Origin of the sequence: Herbaspirillum camelliae (assembly GCF_001929405.1) — a bacterium.
GTDB lineage: Bacteria > Pseudomonadota > Gammaproteobacteria > Burkholderiales > Burkholderiaceae_D > Herbaspirillum > Herbaspirillum seropedicae.
In genome coordinates, this window is sequence record NZ_KV880769.1 from 2,475,419 (window position 1) to 2,493,011 (window position 17,593).

General features: G+C 64.1%; 12 protein-coding genes. 5 read left to right on the plus strand and 7 right to left on the minus strand.

The genetic code is table 11. From position 1 onward, the window contains the following. Positions 1–5: 5 nt before the first annotated feature. The 7 genes from BGK68_RS11020 to BGK68_RS11050 all read right to left on the minus strand — a co-directional run bounded on the left by BGK68_RS11020 (position 6) and on the right by BGK68_RS11050 (position 12,635). Entirely contained in the window at positions 6–1,406 is a 1,401-nt protein-coding gene (locus tag BGK68_RS11020; RefSeq protein ID WP_075257132.1) for an efflux RND transporter periplasmic adaptor subunit, read from the minus strand. Beyond that, on the minus strand, positions 1,403–6,622 hold the full coding sequence (locus BGK68_RS11025) for an Ig-like domain-containing protein (protein WP_083657782.1): 5,220 nt from the start codon (positions 6,620–6,622) through the stop codon (positions 1,403–1,405). The genes BGK68_RS11020 and BGK68_RS11025 overlap by 4 nt, the downstream gene beginning before the upstream one ends. A 72-nt stretch (positions 6,623–6,694) precedes the next feature. After that, positions 6,695–7,672: a tetratricopeptide repeat protein gene (locus BGK68_RS11030; RefSeq protein ID WP_075257134.1), complete on the minus strand. Its 978-nt coding sequence runs from the start codon at positions 7,670–7,672 to the stop codon at positions 6,695–6,697. Between the two features lie 58 nt (positions 7,673–7,730). After that, positions 7,731–8,651 carry a phage tail protein gene (locus tag BGK68_RS11035; RefSeq protein WP_075257135.1) on the minus strand — a complete coding sequence of 307 codons (921 nt, stop codon included), beginning with the start codon at positions 8,649–8,651 and terminating at the stop codon, positions 7,731–7,733. A gap of 41 nt (positions 8,652–8,692) precedes the next feature. Next, positions 8,693–9,529, minus strand: coding sequence for an efflux RND transporter periplasmic adaptor subunit (locus BGK68_RS11040; RefSeq protein ID WP_233149292.1), 837 nt, complete (start codon positions 9,527–9,529; stop codon positions 8,693–8,695). Positions 9,530–9,539: 10 nt separating this feature from the next. Further along, entirely contained in the window at positions 9,540–11,081 is a 1,542-nt protein-coding gene (locus BGK68_RS11045; RefSeq protein WP_075257136.1) for a TolC family protein, read from the minus strand. Between the two features lie 639 nt (positions 11,082–11,720). Then, complete coding sequence (locus tag BGK68_RS11050; RefSeq protein WP_075257137.1) at positions 11,721–12,635, minus strand: LysR family transcriptional regulator; 915 nt, start codon at positions 12,633–12,635, stop codon at positions 11,721–11,723. A 342-nt stretch (positions 12,636–12,977) separates the two neighbouring features. Between BGK68_RS11050 and BGK68_RS11055 the strand changes: the two genes are divergently transcribed. The 5 genes from BGK68_RS11055 to BGK68_RS11075 are packed head-to-tail and all read left to right on the plus strand — an operon-like array spanning position 12,978 to position 17,527. Next, positions 12,978–13,841 carry a SphA family protein gene (locus BGK68_RS11055; protein WP_075259789.1) on the plus strand — a complete coding sequence of 288 codons (864 nt, stop codon included), beginning with the start codon at positions 12,978–12,980 and terminating at the stop codon, positions 13,839–13,841. Between the two features lie 30 nt (positions 13,842–13,871). Beyond that, on the plus strand, positions 13,872–15,032 hold the full coding sequence (locus BGK68_RS11060) for an alpha/beta hydrolase family protein (protein ID WP_075257138.1): 1,161 nt from the start codon (positions 13,872–13,874) through the stop codon (positions 15,030–15,032). Between the two features lie 28 nt (positions 15,033–15,060). Beyond that, positions 15,061–15,987 carry a VOC family protein gene (locus BGK68_RS11065; RefSeq protein WP_075257139.1) on the plus strand — a complete coding sequence of 309 codons (927 nt, stop codon included), beginning with the start codon at positions 15,061–15,063 and terminating at the stop codon, positions 15,985–15,987. A 38-nt stretch (positions 15,988–16,025) separates the two neighbouring features. Continuing rightward, positions 16,026–16,364, plus strand: a complete 339-nt coding sequence (locus tag BGK68_RS11070; RefSeq protein WP_075257140.1) for a Rieske (2Fe-2S) protein — start codon at positions 16,026–16,028, stop codon at positions 16,362–16,364. A 32-nt stretch (positions 16,365–16,396) separates the two neighbouring features. Further along, a complete protein-coding gene (locus BGK68_RS11075) occupies positions 16,397–17,527 on the plus strand; it encodes an FAD-dependent oxidoreductase (protein ID WP_075257141.1) in 1,131 nt (376 codons plus the stop codon). Positions 17,528–17,593 lie beyond the last annotated feature (66 nt).

Genomic DNA, 17,593 nt, shown 5'->3' on the forward strand with positions numbered 1-17,593 from the left:
GCGACTCAATAGGCAATGAATTGACGGATCACCGCCAGCGGGCGCCGCAGGATCCAGTACGCCAGCGGAACCCAGCCGCCGCGTATCTTGACGCTGCCCTTGAGGCCCACCCTTTGCGTCGTGGTGCTGTCGAGGCGGGCGCGCAGGCGATAGGCGTAATTGCCGTCAGGCCGCGCGAGCGCATCATGACCGAGATAGCGCACCTGGCCGCTGAGCGCATCAAATGGCGTGGCGGCCAGGTAGAGGCTGACCGGGGCGGCATCGGGCAGGGGAATGGCGTCGCCCACGGCCACCCAGGCTTCGATCTCGACATCCTGGGGCGCTGCGATCTTCATGATGCGCTCTCCGGTCTGCACCGGGCGGCCTATCCATTCGGAGGGATCATCGAAGAGCACCACGCCGTCTTGCGGCGCCAGCACATGGGAGCGCTCGAACTGGCTTTGCAGGTAATCGGCATCGGCCTGCTTTTCACCGATCTTGCCCAGCGCAAGGGCCAACTGGCCTTTGGATTTGCTGTCCGAGACTGCCATCTGGGCCTGTTGCCGATACTCCGCCTGGGCTGCCGACAAGGCGTAGCGGGCCACCTCCAGGCGACTGGCCAGGGGCGCTTCATCGAAGCTGAACAAGGGCTGCCCCGCCTTGACCACGGCATTGGGCTGGACGTTGAATTGCGCGATGACGCCATCGAGCGGGGCGCGGATGACAACAGGCTGGGCCGGCACCAGTTCGCCCGGCGCCAGGACGGTCAGCCGCACCGGGCACAGCAACAGCGCCGTCACCAGCAAGGCGATGCGGGGCGGGCGCCGCTGCCACCATTTGCGGTCACGGGCGCCATGCCACCAGGCCCCCATCTTTTCCCGCCACAGGGTGGGCGACCAGGCACGCGGCCTGAACTGGGCCAGCCAGGCGTGATGCCAGGTATGCAGCCATTCTTCCAGCAAGGGGTAGAAGGCGGCATTGCCCAGGTCGGGATGGTGTTGGACATCCCCGGCCAGCAACAGGCCACCGGCGACGCTGCCAGGATGCTGGGCGCTGGCCGGCAGGCTGATCCACAGCGCCTGGCGCGGCAGCCATTCGTCCCATTGCGCACGCACCGGATCGGGCAGGCGATCCACGTCCACCACGCTCACGCGCGGACGTTCATCGGCCACCGGCAAGGCCTGGCAGACTTGCTTGAGCCATTGCACATAGGGGGCATTGGCTTCCACCTGCACCACCCCGGAAAGACAACGCACTCCGCCTTCGGCGAACCACAGCGCGCTCTGCCGGTAGCGCAGCAGGCGATGTGTTTCGTTGACCAGCAAGAAGGCCAGTTCGTCGGTATTGGCGGCGACCCGGGCGCGATGTCCCAGGTCGATCAGCGTCAAGAGCGGTGAAGGGGGCTCGTCATGCGCGACTGCATTCATACCTGTCCTGTCATCGCCACCTTGATGCTACGCGCCAGCGCCGCCAGCCGATCGCTGCCACTGGCGCGCGAGGCCTGCAGTTGCTCGCTCAGGCTGCTGCGTCCTGCGGCGAGCTTGTCGGCGCCTTGCAGGTCATCCGGAAGCAGTTGGTTCATCGCCCCTTGCGCACGTTCGCCCAGACGGAGCTTGAGCACCTGCACCGCTTCATGTCCCTGCTTGTCGCGCGCAACGATGCGGATGCTGAATTCGCCGCGCATGCCGGCAGGCGCCTGGCCGGAGAGGGTGCCGCTCTGCGCCGAGAAGTTCAGCCAGCCTGGCAGGGCCGCACCATTGGCAGCGGTGGCCGACAGGCTCACCACGGCATCCGGATTGGTGTGGCCAAAGGCGTCGGCTGGCACCTGGACGGAAATGCGCTGGCCAGCGGCGAAGGACACATCGTTCAAAGGTGCATAGGCCTGCAGGGTATCGCCGCTGCCGGTGCGCTCCAGCACGACCACCTGATAGCTGCCGGGGCTGGCAGGGGGCGTCAGCAGGCTGGTGCGCTCGCCATTGCTGAAGTCGAAGGCAAAGCTGCGTTCTGCCGAGAGGCCCCATCCTGGCTGGCCTGAGCCCAAGGGTGATTGTCCAGACAGGAAGCTCAGCATCGGCTCGACTGCTGGCGACAAGGGGGCGGGAGCCGGCAGCGGCCCGACTGGAAGAGGCGTATCGGTGCTGGCGACGGGGAGCCTGGATGGACTCAACAGCCCCGCCAGATTTCCCGAGGGGACAGTGGCAGCGGGCACTTCCAGCGTATAGGCCTGGGTCGCGATGGCACCATCGTTGCCGGCGTTGTCCTGCACCTTCAGCAGCAAGGTGTGGTTGCCGCCCTGCAGGGTGGCGCCGACCCAGCTCAAGGTGGTGCCGGTGACCTGAGCGGTGAGGTCGGTCCAGGTCGCGCCATTGTCCAGCGAACCATAGAGCCTGTCGCCGCCGGTCAGCGTACTGCTGAGGGTAGCGGTGATGGTCTGTGCCGCCGTGGCGGTGATGAAATCGGTATTGCTGACGCCGGTATCGGCCGACAGCGCCACATTGCTGACGGTAATGGTCGGCGCGGTCAGGTCCAGCGTATAGCTCTGGCTCTTGACCGTGCCGTCATTGCCGGCGTTGTCCGTGACCCTGAGCAGCAGCGTGTTGCTGCCGCTGAGGGTCACGCCGTTCCAGCTGAGGGTGGTGCCGCTGACCTTGCCGGTGATATTGGTCCAGGTGGCGCCATTGTCCAGCGAGCCATAGACGATGTCAGTGCCGGCCGGCGCGGCACTGAGTGTGGCCGTAATGGTTTGCGCGGCGCTATTGGTGATGAAGTCGGTGTTGCTGCTGCCGGTGTCGGCCGACAAGGCCAGATTGCTGAAGGTGATGGACGGGGCGGTGGTATCGAGCACATAAGCCTGGGTCTTCACCGTGCTTTGGTTGCCCGCGGCATCCTGCACCTTCAGTTGCAAGGTATTGCTGCCGGACAGGGTGACCCCGTTCCAGGTCAGCGAGGTGCCGCTGACCTTGTTGGTGATATCGGTCCAGGTGGCGCCATTGTCCAGCGAGCCGTAGACCCGCTCCGAGCCCGCCGGGGCCACGCTCAGTGTGGCCGTAATGGTCTGCGCGGCGGTATTGGTGATGAAATCGGTGCTGCTGCTGCCGGTGTCATTGGAGAAGGACAGGCCGCCAAAGCTCGTGGTCGGCGCGATGGTGTCGATGACGATGGCCTTGTTGGCGCCCAGCGAGCCGGCGGCTCCCGGGGCGAACAGGGTGACCGAGGCATTCTGGTGGCTGCCGCCGGCGTCGACGATGGTGGCCCCGTTGAGCGCCAGTGCGGAGGTCGAACTGTAGTCGAGATCGGCGGAGTTCTGTCCGCCTGCCACCGTATAGACGAAGGTCAACGCATTGCTGCCCGATCCGCCGGTATAGGTGGCCGTGCCGCCGGAGTCCAGCGCCAGCGTGGGCGTGCCGCCGGTGGTGTCCACTGTGACCGCGCCGCTGAAGTTGACCACGATGGTCACGGTCTGGCCGCTGCCGTAGGCACCGTCGCTGGTGCTGGCGCTCACGCTGGTGACGCTGGGCTGGGAGCCGTCGACCAGGACCGCAGTGGTCGATCCCGGGGTCATGGAGGTGCCCGCGTCGTTGCCAGCGGCATCCTTGAGCGTACCGCCATTAGTGGACAGCGAACCGACGGTGATGCCGTCGAAGTCGCTGTCGCCGCTGGGCACGACATAGCGGAACGACAGGGCGCTCGTACCGGAGCCGGAGACATAGGTGGCATAGCGCGTTGCCGCGCCGACGGTGATGGCAATGCGCGGCGTGCCACCGGTGGTATCGACCAGCACCGCTTCGTCGAAGTTGACCACGAAGTCCATGGCCTGGCCGCTGTAATAGGTGCCATTGGCGGGCAAGGTCAGCGAGTTGAGCGTCGGCGCGGTCGTGTCCACGGTGACGGTCAGTGCGGAAGACGCCGCCGAGACGTTGCCGGCAGTGTCGGTCGCCTTGACCGTGAAGACGTGAGTGCCGCTGGGCAGCGTGCCGGAGGTGTAGCTCCAGCTGCCATTGGTGGCTACCGCGGATCCCAGCAGCGTGGCGCCGTCGTAGATGCTGACGGTACTGCCGGTCTCGGCCGTGCCGCTCAGCGTTGGTGTGGTCACGTTGGTGATGTGGTCGCTGCTGGAGACGCCGCTGTCGCTGGCGGCGTCCAGCGTGGGCGCGCCGGGCGTGGCGGGGGCGGAGGTGTCGAGCGTATAGCTGGCGTTGGAACTGGAGCCATTGTTGCCTGCGGCGTCGGTCACGCGCAGGCGCAAGGTATTGCTGCCCGTCAGCGTCACGCCGTTCCAGGTCAAGGTGGTGCCGGAGACCTTGCTGGTGATGTTGGTCCAGGTCGCACCATTGTCCAGCGAGCCATACACCACATCGCTGCCGGCCGGGGCGGCGCTGAGGGTGGCGGTAATGGTCTGCGCGGCAACGTTGGTGATGAGGTCGGTACTGCTGGCGCCGGTATCGCTGGAGAAACGGATGGTGGAGAACGTGATCGTCGGGGCGGTCGTGTCCAGTACGTAAGACTGGGGCGTGCTCGCGCCATTGTTGCCCGCGGCATCGGCCACGCGCAGCATCAGCGTGTTGCTGCCGGACAGCGTCACACCATTCCAGGTCAAGGTGGTACCGGAGACCTTGCTGGTGATGTTGGTCCAGGTGGCGCCATTGTCCAGCGAGCCATACACCACATCGCTGGCGGCCGGGGCGGCGCTGAGGGTGGCGGTAATGGTCTGCGCGGCAACGTTGGTGATGAAGTCCGTACTGCTGGTGCCGCTGTCGTTGGAGAGAGCGACGTTGCTGAAGGTGATGGTGGGAGCCGTGGTGTCCAGCGTATAGCTTTGCGTGGCCACTGGGCCGTCATTGCCGGCGCGATCCTGTACCTTGATCAGCAGCGTGTTGCTGCCAGTCAGCGTCACGCCGTTCCAGATCAAGTTGGTGCCGGAGACCTTGCTGGTGATGTTGACCCAGGTCGCACCATTGTCCAGCGAGCCATACACCACATCGCTACCGGCCGGGGCCGCGCTGAGGGTAGCGGTAATGTTCTGCGAGGCGATGCTGGTAATGAAGTCCGTATTGCTGCTGCCGCTGTCATTGGAGAAGGCTAGGTTGCCCACCGTGACGGTCGGTGCGACATTGTCGAAGGTATAGGTGTGCGTGTAGGCCGTGCCGCTGCCATTGGCATTGGTCACGCGTGCTTCGAAGGTATTGCTGCCCGACAGCGTGGTATTGACCGACCAGGCGGAACTGCCCACGCTGCTGGTGGCGGTGGTCCAGGTAGCGCCGCCATCGAAGGAGACCTGCACCGATTCACCCGCCACCAGGTTGGCCGTGAGCGTGCCGCTGATGGTCTGGTTGGCGACGTTGGTAATGAAGTCGCTGTTGCTCAGGCCACTGTCCTGCGACAGAACGGCCGTGGCCACGTTGGTAGACGGCACGGCGTTGGGGGAGGTGATGTTGCTCAGGACGATATTGTCGAAGCCCCATTCGAAGACGCCGCCGGCATCGGCCGTGGTGATGGCCACGGTGCTCACGCCGGTGAAGTAGGCCGGATGCACCGCATTGGACAGGTTCACTACCCAGGAGTTGTTGACGAAGTTGGCGGTGAAGGTTTCACTGCCCTTGCTGGTGGTGAGGGTAATGGTCAGCCCATCCCCGCCCACCTGGACCAGGGTGAAGGAAGTCAGGTCAAAGGTCTTGCTGCCTGCGACGCTGATCACCAGATGCGACTCGGCATAGAGGCCACCTTCTCCTGTGGCCATCACCTTGCCCGAGGCATCGGCGACCACGGCGCCGAAGGCGTTGACCTGCGAATCCACCAGCATGTTGCTGTCGGTCGATGTAATGACCATCGTGTCCGATCCGACAGTCTGGGTGATGGTCTTGGCGACGGTGCCTTGCCCGACGGTTTCGAAATCGAAGGTCGAGCTGGCCAGCACGCCTTGATAATCGGTGGCGGCAAATGCGTGGGCTTCAATCGTGCCGGTGCGGTACTCCAGCGTCCAGTCGCCCCCGCGCGCGGCGTTGCCGGTCACATCGCTGGAGGCCGCGACGTCTGCGCCCGTGGCCTTGGACAAGTCATTGATGAAGGCCTTGCCCTCTGCTGTTTCGGCAATATCGCAACCGTACAGCAGCAGGTCGCCGCCGGCCTTGAGCGCATGTCCCAGTTCGGCCAGCTCGGCCTTGACCAGGGTGTCGGACAGGCTGCTGTCGGTCAGCGTGGTACTGCCCAGGTGCAACTGGCCATCGGCTCCGTGCGAGAGAATGCTGATGGAATCGTAGCCGCTCTGCGTCTGCGCCCATTTGGCGATCTGCGCCAGGCCATCCTTGCTGCCGTCGATCTCGACAATGCCCACACCCGCGCCGATCTTGGCTTCCAGCGCCTTGTAGTCGGCCACCGAGGTATCGACGATGACCACTTCCTTCTTCTGCTCATTCTTGCCCGGGTCGGCAGCACGCACCTCCACCGCAGCCGGCACCTCGGCGATCTTGGCTAGCGCGGCGGTATCGGCGGCGGCGTGCGCCGCATCGACCACGGCCGCGCCGTCGAACATGAAACGCTGCTCCAGCGCCAGCCGGTGCGGCTTGCGTTGCAGGCGCATGCGGGCAGGGCGGTCGGTGTCAGGCTCGAGTGCTGTGGGCAGATGGGGGAGGGGTGTGCTGGTCATGGCGATAGTCCCGAGGTGACGTAGATGCCGGCGCGCAAGGCAGCAAGCGCGTGTTGAAGAAAGGTAGCCGTGTCAGTGCGCATGTTGCGCCAGGTGGGCCGCCACCTGCTGATCCAGCGTAGGCCGCCAGGCGGCAGGCATGACGGCGCTGATCATGCCGTCCAGGCGCTCGACGGCAGCGCGTGCGGTCGCATCGGTCACCGTGGCCTTGGCGGCACTGTTCCATAGATAGGCCTTGGCCAGATGCTCGGGCGCCAACAGTCCCGTATCGGCTTGCACCGGCAGCTTCGCATACAGCAGCGCCAGCGGCAGGTAGGCCGGCACGTAACCGCTACCGGCAGCGCTTTCCAGCCAGTTCACGGCGGCCCCCAGGTCGGCGGGTCCGCCATCGCCCTGGGCCAGCATCACGCCCAGATGGAATTGCGCCTCGGCGCTGCCCAGTTCGGCGGCTGCCTGGTACCAGGCGCGTGCGCGCTGCAGGTCCTGCGGAACGAATGTGCCCTGTTCATGGTACTGCGCCATCTGCAGCATGGCCGGTATCGAGGAGGCCTGGGCAACTGCTGTGCACATGGCCATCCCGCGCGGTACATCCTGTGCTACGCCCTTGCCCTGGAGGTAGTAATCGGCGGCATGGCAGGCCGAAATCAGATGGCCCTGCTGTGCCGCCAGCTCGTACCACTTCAGCGCGGCAGGAATGTCGGCAGCACGACCGACGCCCAGCGCCAGGCAATCGGCCCAGTTGTTCGCAGCGGCCGGCACCTTTTGTTGTGCCGCCTTCTCGAACCAGGAGCAGGCTTTCACCGGGTCGCGCGGGCGTCCCCAGCCCTCTTGATGGAACATGCCCACCACGAACTGCGCCAGACCGTTACGGTCGCTCTGGCGCAGGTACATGGCATAGGCCTTGGGATAATCCTTGGCCGTGAGTGCCGCTTGCGCAGCCTCCATGGCTTTATCCACGGCCTTATCCCGTTGGGCATGCGCACCGCCGCTGACGGCCAGCAGCGCGGCAATCATCATGACCCGAAGAGTACTGGGGCGGGCGAGCTTCATGGGCAATCACGATCATCAAAAAACGCAGGCTACGCTGGCAGGCAGCGTAGCCGCGTGCTTAATTGGAAACAGGATAGAGGCCGTTGACGGCGATGAAGTAACGCATGGCGATATAGGACGGCATGATGGTGACCGCTGCGCCGATGCCTGTCGCAGCAGTTTTCCCCGTGATATTGGCGCCCAGACCGGCGACGCTGGCTGTCGGCGTGCCCACCATGATCGTCGTAGCGGCGCCACCCAGGGTGGTGGTCGGCGTACCGGTGAACGTAACGGGAGCCGTGCCGCGAATGCTGCCGTTGGCGCCGCCGATCATGGACACAGAAGGTGTGGCGTTGGAATAGATCTTGGCGCTCGAGCCCGTGGTCAGCGTCAGTGAGGCTCCCTGAGGCTCATTGGTCGTGGTGCCGCCATGAGAGGCGTACAGTTGCAGCGCGCTGCCATCGACAGAGCCGCCTACGTTGGCCAGGGTCGTTGCCGCAGTGACTCCCGATAAACTGGTGGCGAAGCTCACGTTCTGGAAGCTCAGTGATACGTTGCCGGAGAAGCTGATGGGGGAGGTGGCGCTGCTCAAAGCATGTGTATGGCTGGGCAACTGGCTTTCCGTCAACAGGATCGTCGGGGTATTATCCTGCGCTTTGCCGATAGGGTAGGCAATGCCCGTGGCCGCCTGGACACCCGCGCCGACCACGAAGCGTCCCTGCAGGTTAGGCAAATTGAATGAGCTGCTGTTGCCACCATAGGTGTTGCCGACCAGGGAGTACAAGGCCTGATAGGAAGAGACCGGGAGTTGCTGGCCAACGGCCGGCACGTAACTGTCGAACCCGCCGGTAGCCTGATTGCCGGCCAGGGCCATGATGCAGACCGCCGAGATGAAAGGGTCGGCCGAGCAGGCCTGGCTGTTGGAACTGGCCATCATGGCCGCGCTCAATACGCTCAGTGCGGCGATTTTCTTCATCGCCTTGTTGGACTTGATCTGCATGAACTTCCCCCTTGATGAGTTTTTGATCCCTGGATTGGGTACTACGGCTGCTGCTCTTGCTGGCCGAACATCACGGCGCCGCTCATGCCGGCCATCAGTTCATTGAATTTTCCATCCACCACGCCGACCACCTTGACCGACTGGCTTACCGGATCTACCCTGGCGCCCAGGCGCTGGACCTTGGCCGGATAGGTCTTGCCGGTTTCGTCGATGCGGATCTGGAAGACCTTGCCCGGCTTGATCCAGACCAGCCACTTCGAGGGCACGATGAATTCCAGTTCCAGGGCGCTGTCATCGATGATTTCCAGCAGCGTCTGGCCGGGTTGTGCAAATTGCTGTTCACGCACTTTTTGCTCGGCCACACGCCCGCCAAAGGGCGCCGCAATGGAGCACTTGCCGACCAGGGCAGCCTGCGCGGCCAGGTCGGCGCGGGCCTTGGCCACTTCCGCCTCTGAGGCGTCAAGCTCGACCCGCCCCACTGAATTGAGTTCAGCCAGGCGCTTGTTGGCCTGCCAGGCCTTGTCGGCTGCGCTCAGGCTGGCCCGGGCCTTGTTGAGCTGGGCGTTCTGGACGGCGCAATCGAACTGCACCAGGGTCTGGCCGCGCTGGAAGCGAGCGCCTTCCGTGACGGGCAGGCGCGCGATGACCGCACCGATCTCGGCGGCAATGGTGGTGTAGCGCACCGGTGCAAGCTGGGCGCGGATCTCGCGTTTGTCGAGCATGCCCGGCGAGGCCGACGGCGCCGGTCTTGCAGGGTCTGCAGCCTGGGCCGTCTGGGCTGCGGCAAGACAAGAGGGCGTCGCAGCCGCAGCCATCACCAACGCGATGATCGGTGCCGACAACAGCTGCATGGGGCGGCGCGGAGGCGGGGTGGTCATGCTTGCGAACCTAGTTGCTGGTCACCGGAAGGGGGCCGTTATCCCAATCCTGAAGTGACTTGTGGACGGCCTTGGCCAGATCGCCAATGGAGTCTCCCGCCACATCGCCAATGCTTGGCTCCATGCCCAGCGAGGCCTGCAGCCGCGATGAGGCGGTATGGACCGCCGCCATGGCCTGGTAGCGGCGCAGTTGCGCAAGGATCAGCGAGGTCTGCTGGGAGACGCGGTCCAGCTGGGTCTGTTTCTGCGCCACCGCCTGGTTGCCGACGTGGTCGGCGATGCGTCCTTCCACATTGGCAATGGTATCGGCACGCTCATACTGGTGCATGGCATTGGCGTATTGCAGGCGGGCGATGTGCAACTGGGTCAACACGGCCATCTGCGTGACCATGCGTTTCTGTTCGGCCAGGTCCACGCCTGCATCGGCCAGGCGTTTCTGGCTGGGCAGGGCCAGCAGATTGAACAGGTTGAAAGAAACCTGGACACCGGCCTCGCGCCAGTGCTGATTGATCAGATAGCTGTCGTCGCTGCTCTTGTAGCCATAATTGAACGACAGCCCAGGGAACAGGCGCAGCATGGTGCGATGGGTTTCCTGCTGGGCGATGCGCGCGTTGTACATGCTTTCGCGCAGATCGGCATTGCGTTGCAAAGCCTGCTCCTCAAGCTGGGCCACCGGAAGTTCGAGCCAGGTCTTGGACAAGCTCATCTGCGGCGCGGCGACGCTGTAGTCGCTGCCCAGCGGCAGGCGCGTCAATGCGGCCAGCTCGATGCGGGCAGCCGAGAGTTCCTGCTCGACGGTTTCCAGCAGACGCAGGTTTTCCAGCAACTGGCGCTGGAAGCGCAGGGCCTCCAGCGGGTTGCGCAAGCGCTCGTTTTCGGCGCGTTCGGCGTCCTTCAAGGCCTGTTCCGCATCAACGATTCCGCTTTGCACCTTGCCCTTGAGCGATTGCGCGGCCACCACGCGCCAGTAGGCCGTGCGCACATCCTGGATCAGGGTATGCAAGGCCTTGCGGCGGCGCTCCCGGGCTACCAGCACGCGGTCGGCGTTCTGCTTGGCGGCGTAATAGCTCTGGCCGAAGTCCAGCAGGCTCCAGGAGAAAGTGAGATCGGTGGTGACGGCGCTGCGGCCCGAGGAAATGAAGGGGTTGGCCAGCGACTGCTGTCCGGTGACCGAATCCTGACTGCGGGTGATGTAGTCGTTGTTGCGGTCGCGGTAACCGGCCGAGGCGACCAGCTTGGGCAGCATGTCGTAGTTGCCCGCTTCCAGCGTGCCGGCGGCCAGCGCTTCTTCCATCATCTTCAGGCGGCGATCGGCGTTGTACTTGATGGCCCGGGCGATCGCTTCATCCAGCGTCAGAGGGCCGTTGAGCGGCTCGATGCCCTTGTCCAGCGCTTGCTTGTCCGCCTGCAGGGTGGCAGCGATCTCGCTGTTGCTCAGGGCCTGCGGTTCGATGGATGCACATCCCGCTACGGCGCTCAGCGCCAGGGCGCTGCAGGCCAGACGAATGAATGGACGAGACCTGGTCTCGCTGCTGCGATTGCGAATTGCCATGTGAAACCTTCCCCCGACTGCAGTGCTCCCGACCGCAGCATATTTTCTATTCTCTTTCTTCCATCTCGTGAAGAAAGCCCCCTTCGTCCACGGACTGGCTTTTGCGTCCTGGCCGGCACATCCTGGCATCGCGCAGTTACGCTGGTTTTCGCGGGATTTGGAATTATTTTTTGATAGATCAGTGACTGACTATCAATGCGAACAACGTAATGCAAAACATGAAGTAACACGTAATAAAACGTGCTGAATTCTACTGCAACGTACCAAACAGTTACGGATGGTAAGTGATGGCAGGACTTAGTTCAAGCAGATTTCCGGTCGGGTTTGACCTGCCTCGTGTGGAGCGCGGGCGCTTGACGAGTACGTTCAGTTGAGCTTGGCCTGGATCAAAAAGGGCCGGTGTGGACTTAGAGGAAGTTACGGGGAGTTACTGTGCCATTGAATATCGTCAGGTCCTCGATCCCATTGCAGTCTTCCCTGGGCGGCTGTCGCCAAAATGAAACTCCATGCTGCAGGTACGGACCGTCAAAGAGATAAATGAGATAAATGAGATAAATGAGACAAATGAGACAAATGAGATAAATGAAATAAGTGAAATAAGTGAGAAAACCATATGCATGTTCTTCTCCAACGAAGAAGTTACGCCGGTGGCATCTCCCGCGCACTCTCCAGAAACACCCGGCGCAGCCACTGAATGCCAGGATCATTGCTGCGGTAGCGATGCCACTGCATCATCTGCCGCATCTCGCCCAGCGCCAGCGGACTCTCCTTGATCACCACCGGCCATTGCGGCGCCAGCAGCTGCGCCAGCCGGCCATGCACAGTGGCGATGCGATCCGTCCCCTGCACCAGCGCCAGCGCAGAAGCGAAGCTGAAGCTGGTCACTTCCACCCGGCGCGCAAAGCCCAGCTTCTTGGCCATCCACGCTTCCACCGAAGACGCATTGGCCCCAGGCGGCACCATCACCACATGGCCTGAGGCCATGTAGCGCTCCAGCGTCAGCTCGCCTTGCGCCAACGCGCTGTCACGCCAGACCACGCAGACATGCCGTTCGCGGAAGACCTCTTCGGCAGGATGATCGGGCGTGCAGAATTCCTGTGGCAAGACCAGCAGGTCCACCTCGGCCCGATCCAGCGAACGGGTCGGGTCTTGCACCTGCGGCATCAGGGCAAAGCGGATGTGCTTGCCTTCAGCGTGCGCGCGCGCCAGCACGCGAGGGATGAGCACGGAGAGCGTGAAGTCCGAGACCGAGATGCGGAACTCGCGCGTGGACTCGGCCGGCACGAAGGCCGGCAACGCCGCGATGGAGCCATCGATACGCCGCAGCACATCATGCACCGCATCCTTGAGCACCTCGGCGCGTGGTGTGGGCTCCATGCGCCGGCCCACCTGGATCAGCAATTCATCATCGAAATACTCGCGCAGCCGCGCCAGGGCATTGCTCATGGCCGACTGGCTCAGGTGGATCTTTTCGGCGGCGCGGCTGATGCTCATCTCTGTGAGCAGGGCATCCAGGGCGACCAGAAGATTGAGGTCGAGCTTGTTGAAACGCATGGCGCTGGTCTCCGTTGTTGTGCTTGTTCTTGCCGACCCTCGAATAGACGACGGATGGGGTGGTCGATGTATTGATGCCGTCCATATCATGAATCAAAACAATCCATTTGATCAATATCAACCCCACTCTTAAGCTTCACTCATCCGCTGCATGGCCCCATCAGAAAGGGCTGGCGCGGCAAGCCGGCGGCGCGCTCGCACTGGATGCGCCGCTGTTGAGCCTGGCCATGACAATGCGCCGATAGCGGCCACACCCCGCCAGGCAGGGTAGGAGACAAGGAGACAGAAGTGAAGAGAGGATTCGTGCCGGCATGCCAGCTGGCAACTTGCGCGCTGCTGACCATGGCCGTATGGCCCGCAGCCTATGCTTTCGAGGGCGGCGTCTCGCCGTTCCCCACCGGTTCCACCAGCGAGTACATCGCGGCGCTGCCGCCCATCCCCGGCCTGTTTGCGGTGGAACAGTTCAACTACAGTTCCTCTAACGGTCTCTACGACAACAACGGCAACAAGCTGCCCATCCCCTTCAAGTCGTCGGCCTACTCGGCCACGACGCGCTTGCTGGCCTCCTATGGCGTGCAATGGCTGGGCGCCAAGGTGTATTCGCAGCTGGTGCTGCCGGTGGTGTCGCTGCATACCGAAGTGGCGGGCCACAGCGAAACGCACAACGGCCTTTCCAACGTCACCGCCACACCGGTGCTGCTGCGCTGGGACGTGGCCGCCCACACCAATGTCACGCTCGGATTCGATATCTCTTTGGAGACCGGCTCCTACAGCCCGACCCGGCCCAGCGTGGCGGTCGGCTACACCTCCTGGCAGCCGGTGCTGGCCGTGCGTCACAACAACCCCGACGGACTCGATCTGGGCATCTCCAACCGCCTGCTCATCAACGACCGCAACAGCAGCACCAATTATCGTTCCGGCACGGCCTATGTGGCCGATTTCATCGGTGGCTGGAATGTCGGCAAATGGAAGTTTGGCGTCACCGGTTCTTACCTTAACCAGTTCACCGATGACCGGCAGAACGGCGCCGACATCACCGGCAACCGCGCCCGCAGCCTGTCCCTGGGACCGACCGTGGCCTACAACGCCGGTCCCTTCAGCATCAACATGAATTACCAGCGCGGCCTGTACGCCGCCAATACCGCCAAGAGCGACGCCATCTGGATCAACTTCGCCATGCCGCTGTGGATGGGCGGGGGCCACTGAGCAAGCGCTCGTCATCATAGGAGTCACACCATGTTCCGTTACTTCCCGACGAACTATGTCTGGAATCTTTCCGTTGACCTCGCCATCGAGATGGGCGCGCGCATCGGTGAAATCGAAGCCATGTGCGCGCCCTTGCAGGAGGCCGCCAGGCAGCCTGACGCCGAAGGCACGGCGGCCTTCCGCGCCACCTGGGCGGACATGGCCGAAAAGCTGTGCAGCCTGGCCGCCGAGGATGAGTCGCGCGGCCGTCTGCTGTCGGCGGGCGAGAAATACAAGCGCGCCGCCAGCTACCTGCTGACCTGCGAACGCCTGCAGGGCCATGGCGCGCCGGGCCGTCTGGAACTCTACAAGCGCTTCCTGGAAGTGTTCCAGCGCGGCATCGCGCTGGCGGGCGAGAACTGCGAACGGGTCGAGATTCCCTACGAAGGCAAGGTGATCTCCGGTCTCTATACCCGGGCCAGGAACGTGCAGGGGCCCGCCCCGATCCTGGTGCAGCTCAACGGCCTGGATTCGACCAAGGAAATGAAATACCTGGTGGGCCTGCCCGGCTGGCTGGCCGAGCGCGGTGTCGCCTCGCTGGTGATCGACCAGCCCGGCACCGGCGAAGCCCTGCGCCTGCACGGCTTGACGGCACGCTTCGATGCCGAGCACTGGGCGCGCCATGTGGTGGACTGGCTGGAGCAGCGCGAGGACGTCGATCCCGCCCGCATCGGCTGCGAAGGGGTCTCGCTGGGCGGTTACTACTGCCCCCGGGTGGTGGCCATGGAGCCGCGCTTTGCCTGCGGCGTGGTGTGGGGCGCCAATCACGATTGGCGCGATGTGCAGAAACGGCGTCTGGAGAAGGAGGGCGATTTCCCTGTGCCGCATTACTGGCAGCACGTCTGCTGGGTCTGGGGCGCCAAGGATATCGACGACTTCAGGCGCATCACCGAGGACGTCCACCTGGACGGCGTGGTCGAGAAGATCCGCGTGCCTTTCCTGGTCACCCATGGCGAGAAGGACAGCCAGATTCCGCTCAAGTGGGCGCATCGCACCTACGAACAACTGGTCAACAGCCCCAAGCGCGAATTGAAGGTCTTCACCGACCGCGAAGGCGGCGTGCAGCACGCCAGCTTCGACAACTCCATCAACGCCGGCCACTACATCGCCGACTGGGTCGCCGAGACTCTGGGCGGCCGCACCAAGCGCTGAACATCGACTGCAACCCTAAGGAATACGCATGAACATCATTGGACCTGACGCCCTGGTATTTGGCGTGGATGACTTGCCCGCCTGCCGCCAGTACCTGCTGGACTATGGCCTCAAGGACGCCGGCGGCGACCGCTTCGAAGCGCTGGACGGCACCGCCGTCGTGCTGCGCGCCAAGGACGACGCCAGTCTTGCGCCAGCCATGGGCACCGCCAGCCTGCTGCGCGAGACCGTCTATGGCGTGGCCGACAGCGCCACGCTGGACGCCATCGAGACCGAACTGCGCCGCGACCGCGAAGTCAGCCGCCGCGATGGCATCGTGCGCAGCGTCGATGACATGGGCTTTGCGCTGGCCTTCCAGCTCACCGTGCGCCGCCCCCTGACGCTGCCCGCTGAACGCGTCAATGGCCCTGGCCACGCCCAGCGCGCGCCCAACGAACTGGGTCTGCCGCCCGAATTGCCGGCCTTGCCGCGCACGCTCTCGCATGTGGTGTATTTCGTGCCGGACGCGGCCAAGGCCGAGGCCTTCTATCATCGCCTGGGCTTTGTCTGCACCGACCGCTTCACCGGCGTCGGCCCCTTCCTGCGCCCTGCAGGTACCCTGGACCATCACACCCTGTTCATGATCCAGACCCCGCCCTTCATGAAAGGCTGCGAGCATTTCACCTTCCATATGGGCGGTCCGACCGAACTGCTGCTGGCCGGCACCCGCTTCGTGGAAAAGGGCTACCAGAGCTTCTGGGGGCCTGGCCGCCATCGTTTCGGCAGCAACTGGTTCTGGTATTTCAATTCCCCGCTGGGCTGCCATGTCGAGTACGACGCCGACATGGACCTGCACGACCAAAGCTGGGCCGCGCGCGAAGTCCCCATGGGCGCCGATGCCTCGCAGCTGTTCCTGTTCCAGTACCGCGAGAAGTGGGCGCCGAGCGGCCCGCCGCCGCCAGGCGCGGCGCACTGAGTACGAGGACGAGTACGAGTACTAAAACGGAGACAGCCATGTACCTGTGCCACGTCACGCAACTGCCGGAGAACGGCGCACGCGGTTTCGATACCGAATCGGCAGGGCAGGCCACCCTCTTCGTCTTGCGTCGGGGCGACCAGGTCCGCGCCTGGCGCGACAGTTGCCCGCACCACGGCACGCCGCTGCCGTGGCGGCGCGACGCCTATTTCGACGGCACCGGCCAGCACCTGGTCTGCGCTGCCCATGGCGCGCTGTTCGATCCGCTCACGGGCGTCTGTACGCTCGGTCCCTGCCTGGGCGACACGCTCACGGCAGTGCCGCTACGCATCGATGACGACGGCGGCCTGCATGCGGCCGCCGACGATCAGCGTTAACTCTTTCAAGAAAAATATCCAGGAGACTCACCATGACACTCGCAGCCCAACGCATCCTCATCATCGGCGGCGGTTTTTCCGGCATGTCGGCCGCCATCGACCTGCGCCGCCGCGGCGCCCAGGTCGACCTGGTGGAACTCGATGCCCAGTGGCGCAACTATGGCGCTGGCATCAGCCTGGGGCCGGCCACCCTGCGCGCCTTGAAGCAGTTGGGTGTGCTGGAGGCCTTCCTGCGCGAAGGGGCAGCCGGCGATGGTGTGCGCCTGTGCCTGCCGCATGGTCCGCAAGTGGCCGAACTGCCCACACCGCGCCTGGCCAGCCCCGATGTGCCGGGCGGCGGCGCCATCCTGCGTCCGGTGCTGGCGCGCATCCTGGCCGACGCCACCCGCGCGGCCGGCGCCGATGTACGCCTGGGTTGCACCTTCAGCGCACTGCGCGAAGTCGGCCACGAGGTCGAAGTGGACTTCACCGATGGCCAGACCCGCCGCTATGACCTGGTGATCGGCGCCGATGGCCTCTATTCCAAGCTGCGCACGCATCTCTTCCCCCATGCCCCCAAGCCGCGCTACAGCGGCCAGGCGGTGTGGCGCGCCGTGCTGCCGCGTCCGCAAGAGATCACTACCTGCACCATGTGGATGGGGCCGCGCATCAAGCCGGGCGTCAATCCTGTGTCCCGGGACGAGATGTACCTGTTCGTCACCGAACCGCGCCCGCTCAACGATCACGTCGATCCGGCCACCTTTGTCTCGCATCTGCGCGGCTTGCTGGAAGAGTTCAGCGCGCCGGTGCTCAAGACCATCCGCGAGCAGCTCGATGACAAGGCCCGCATCATCTTCCGTCCGCTGGAAGGCCTGCTGTTGCCGCGTCCGTGGTACCAGGGACGCGTGGTGCTGATCGGCGACGCCGTCCATGCCACCACGCCCCACCTGGCCTCGGGCGCTTGCATCGGCATCGAGGATGCACTGGTGCTGGCCGATGAGCTGGAACGCAACGGCGCCGTGCCCCAGGCCCTGGCCGCCTTCGAGGAGCGTCGCTGGGAGCGCTGCCGCATGGTGGTGGAAAACTCGGCGCGCCTGGGTGAGATCGAGGTCGAAGGCGGCGACAAGGACGAGCATTCGCGCATCATGCGCGCCTCGCATGCGGCGCTGGTGCAACCCATCTGAATGCACAACGCATAAAACCCATAAAAAATATAAATCATTAACAGTTTTGACCTGCGCACAACGCGA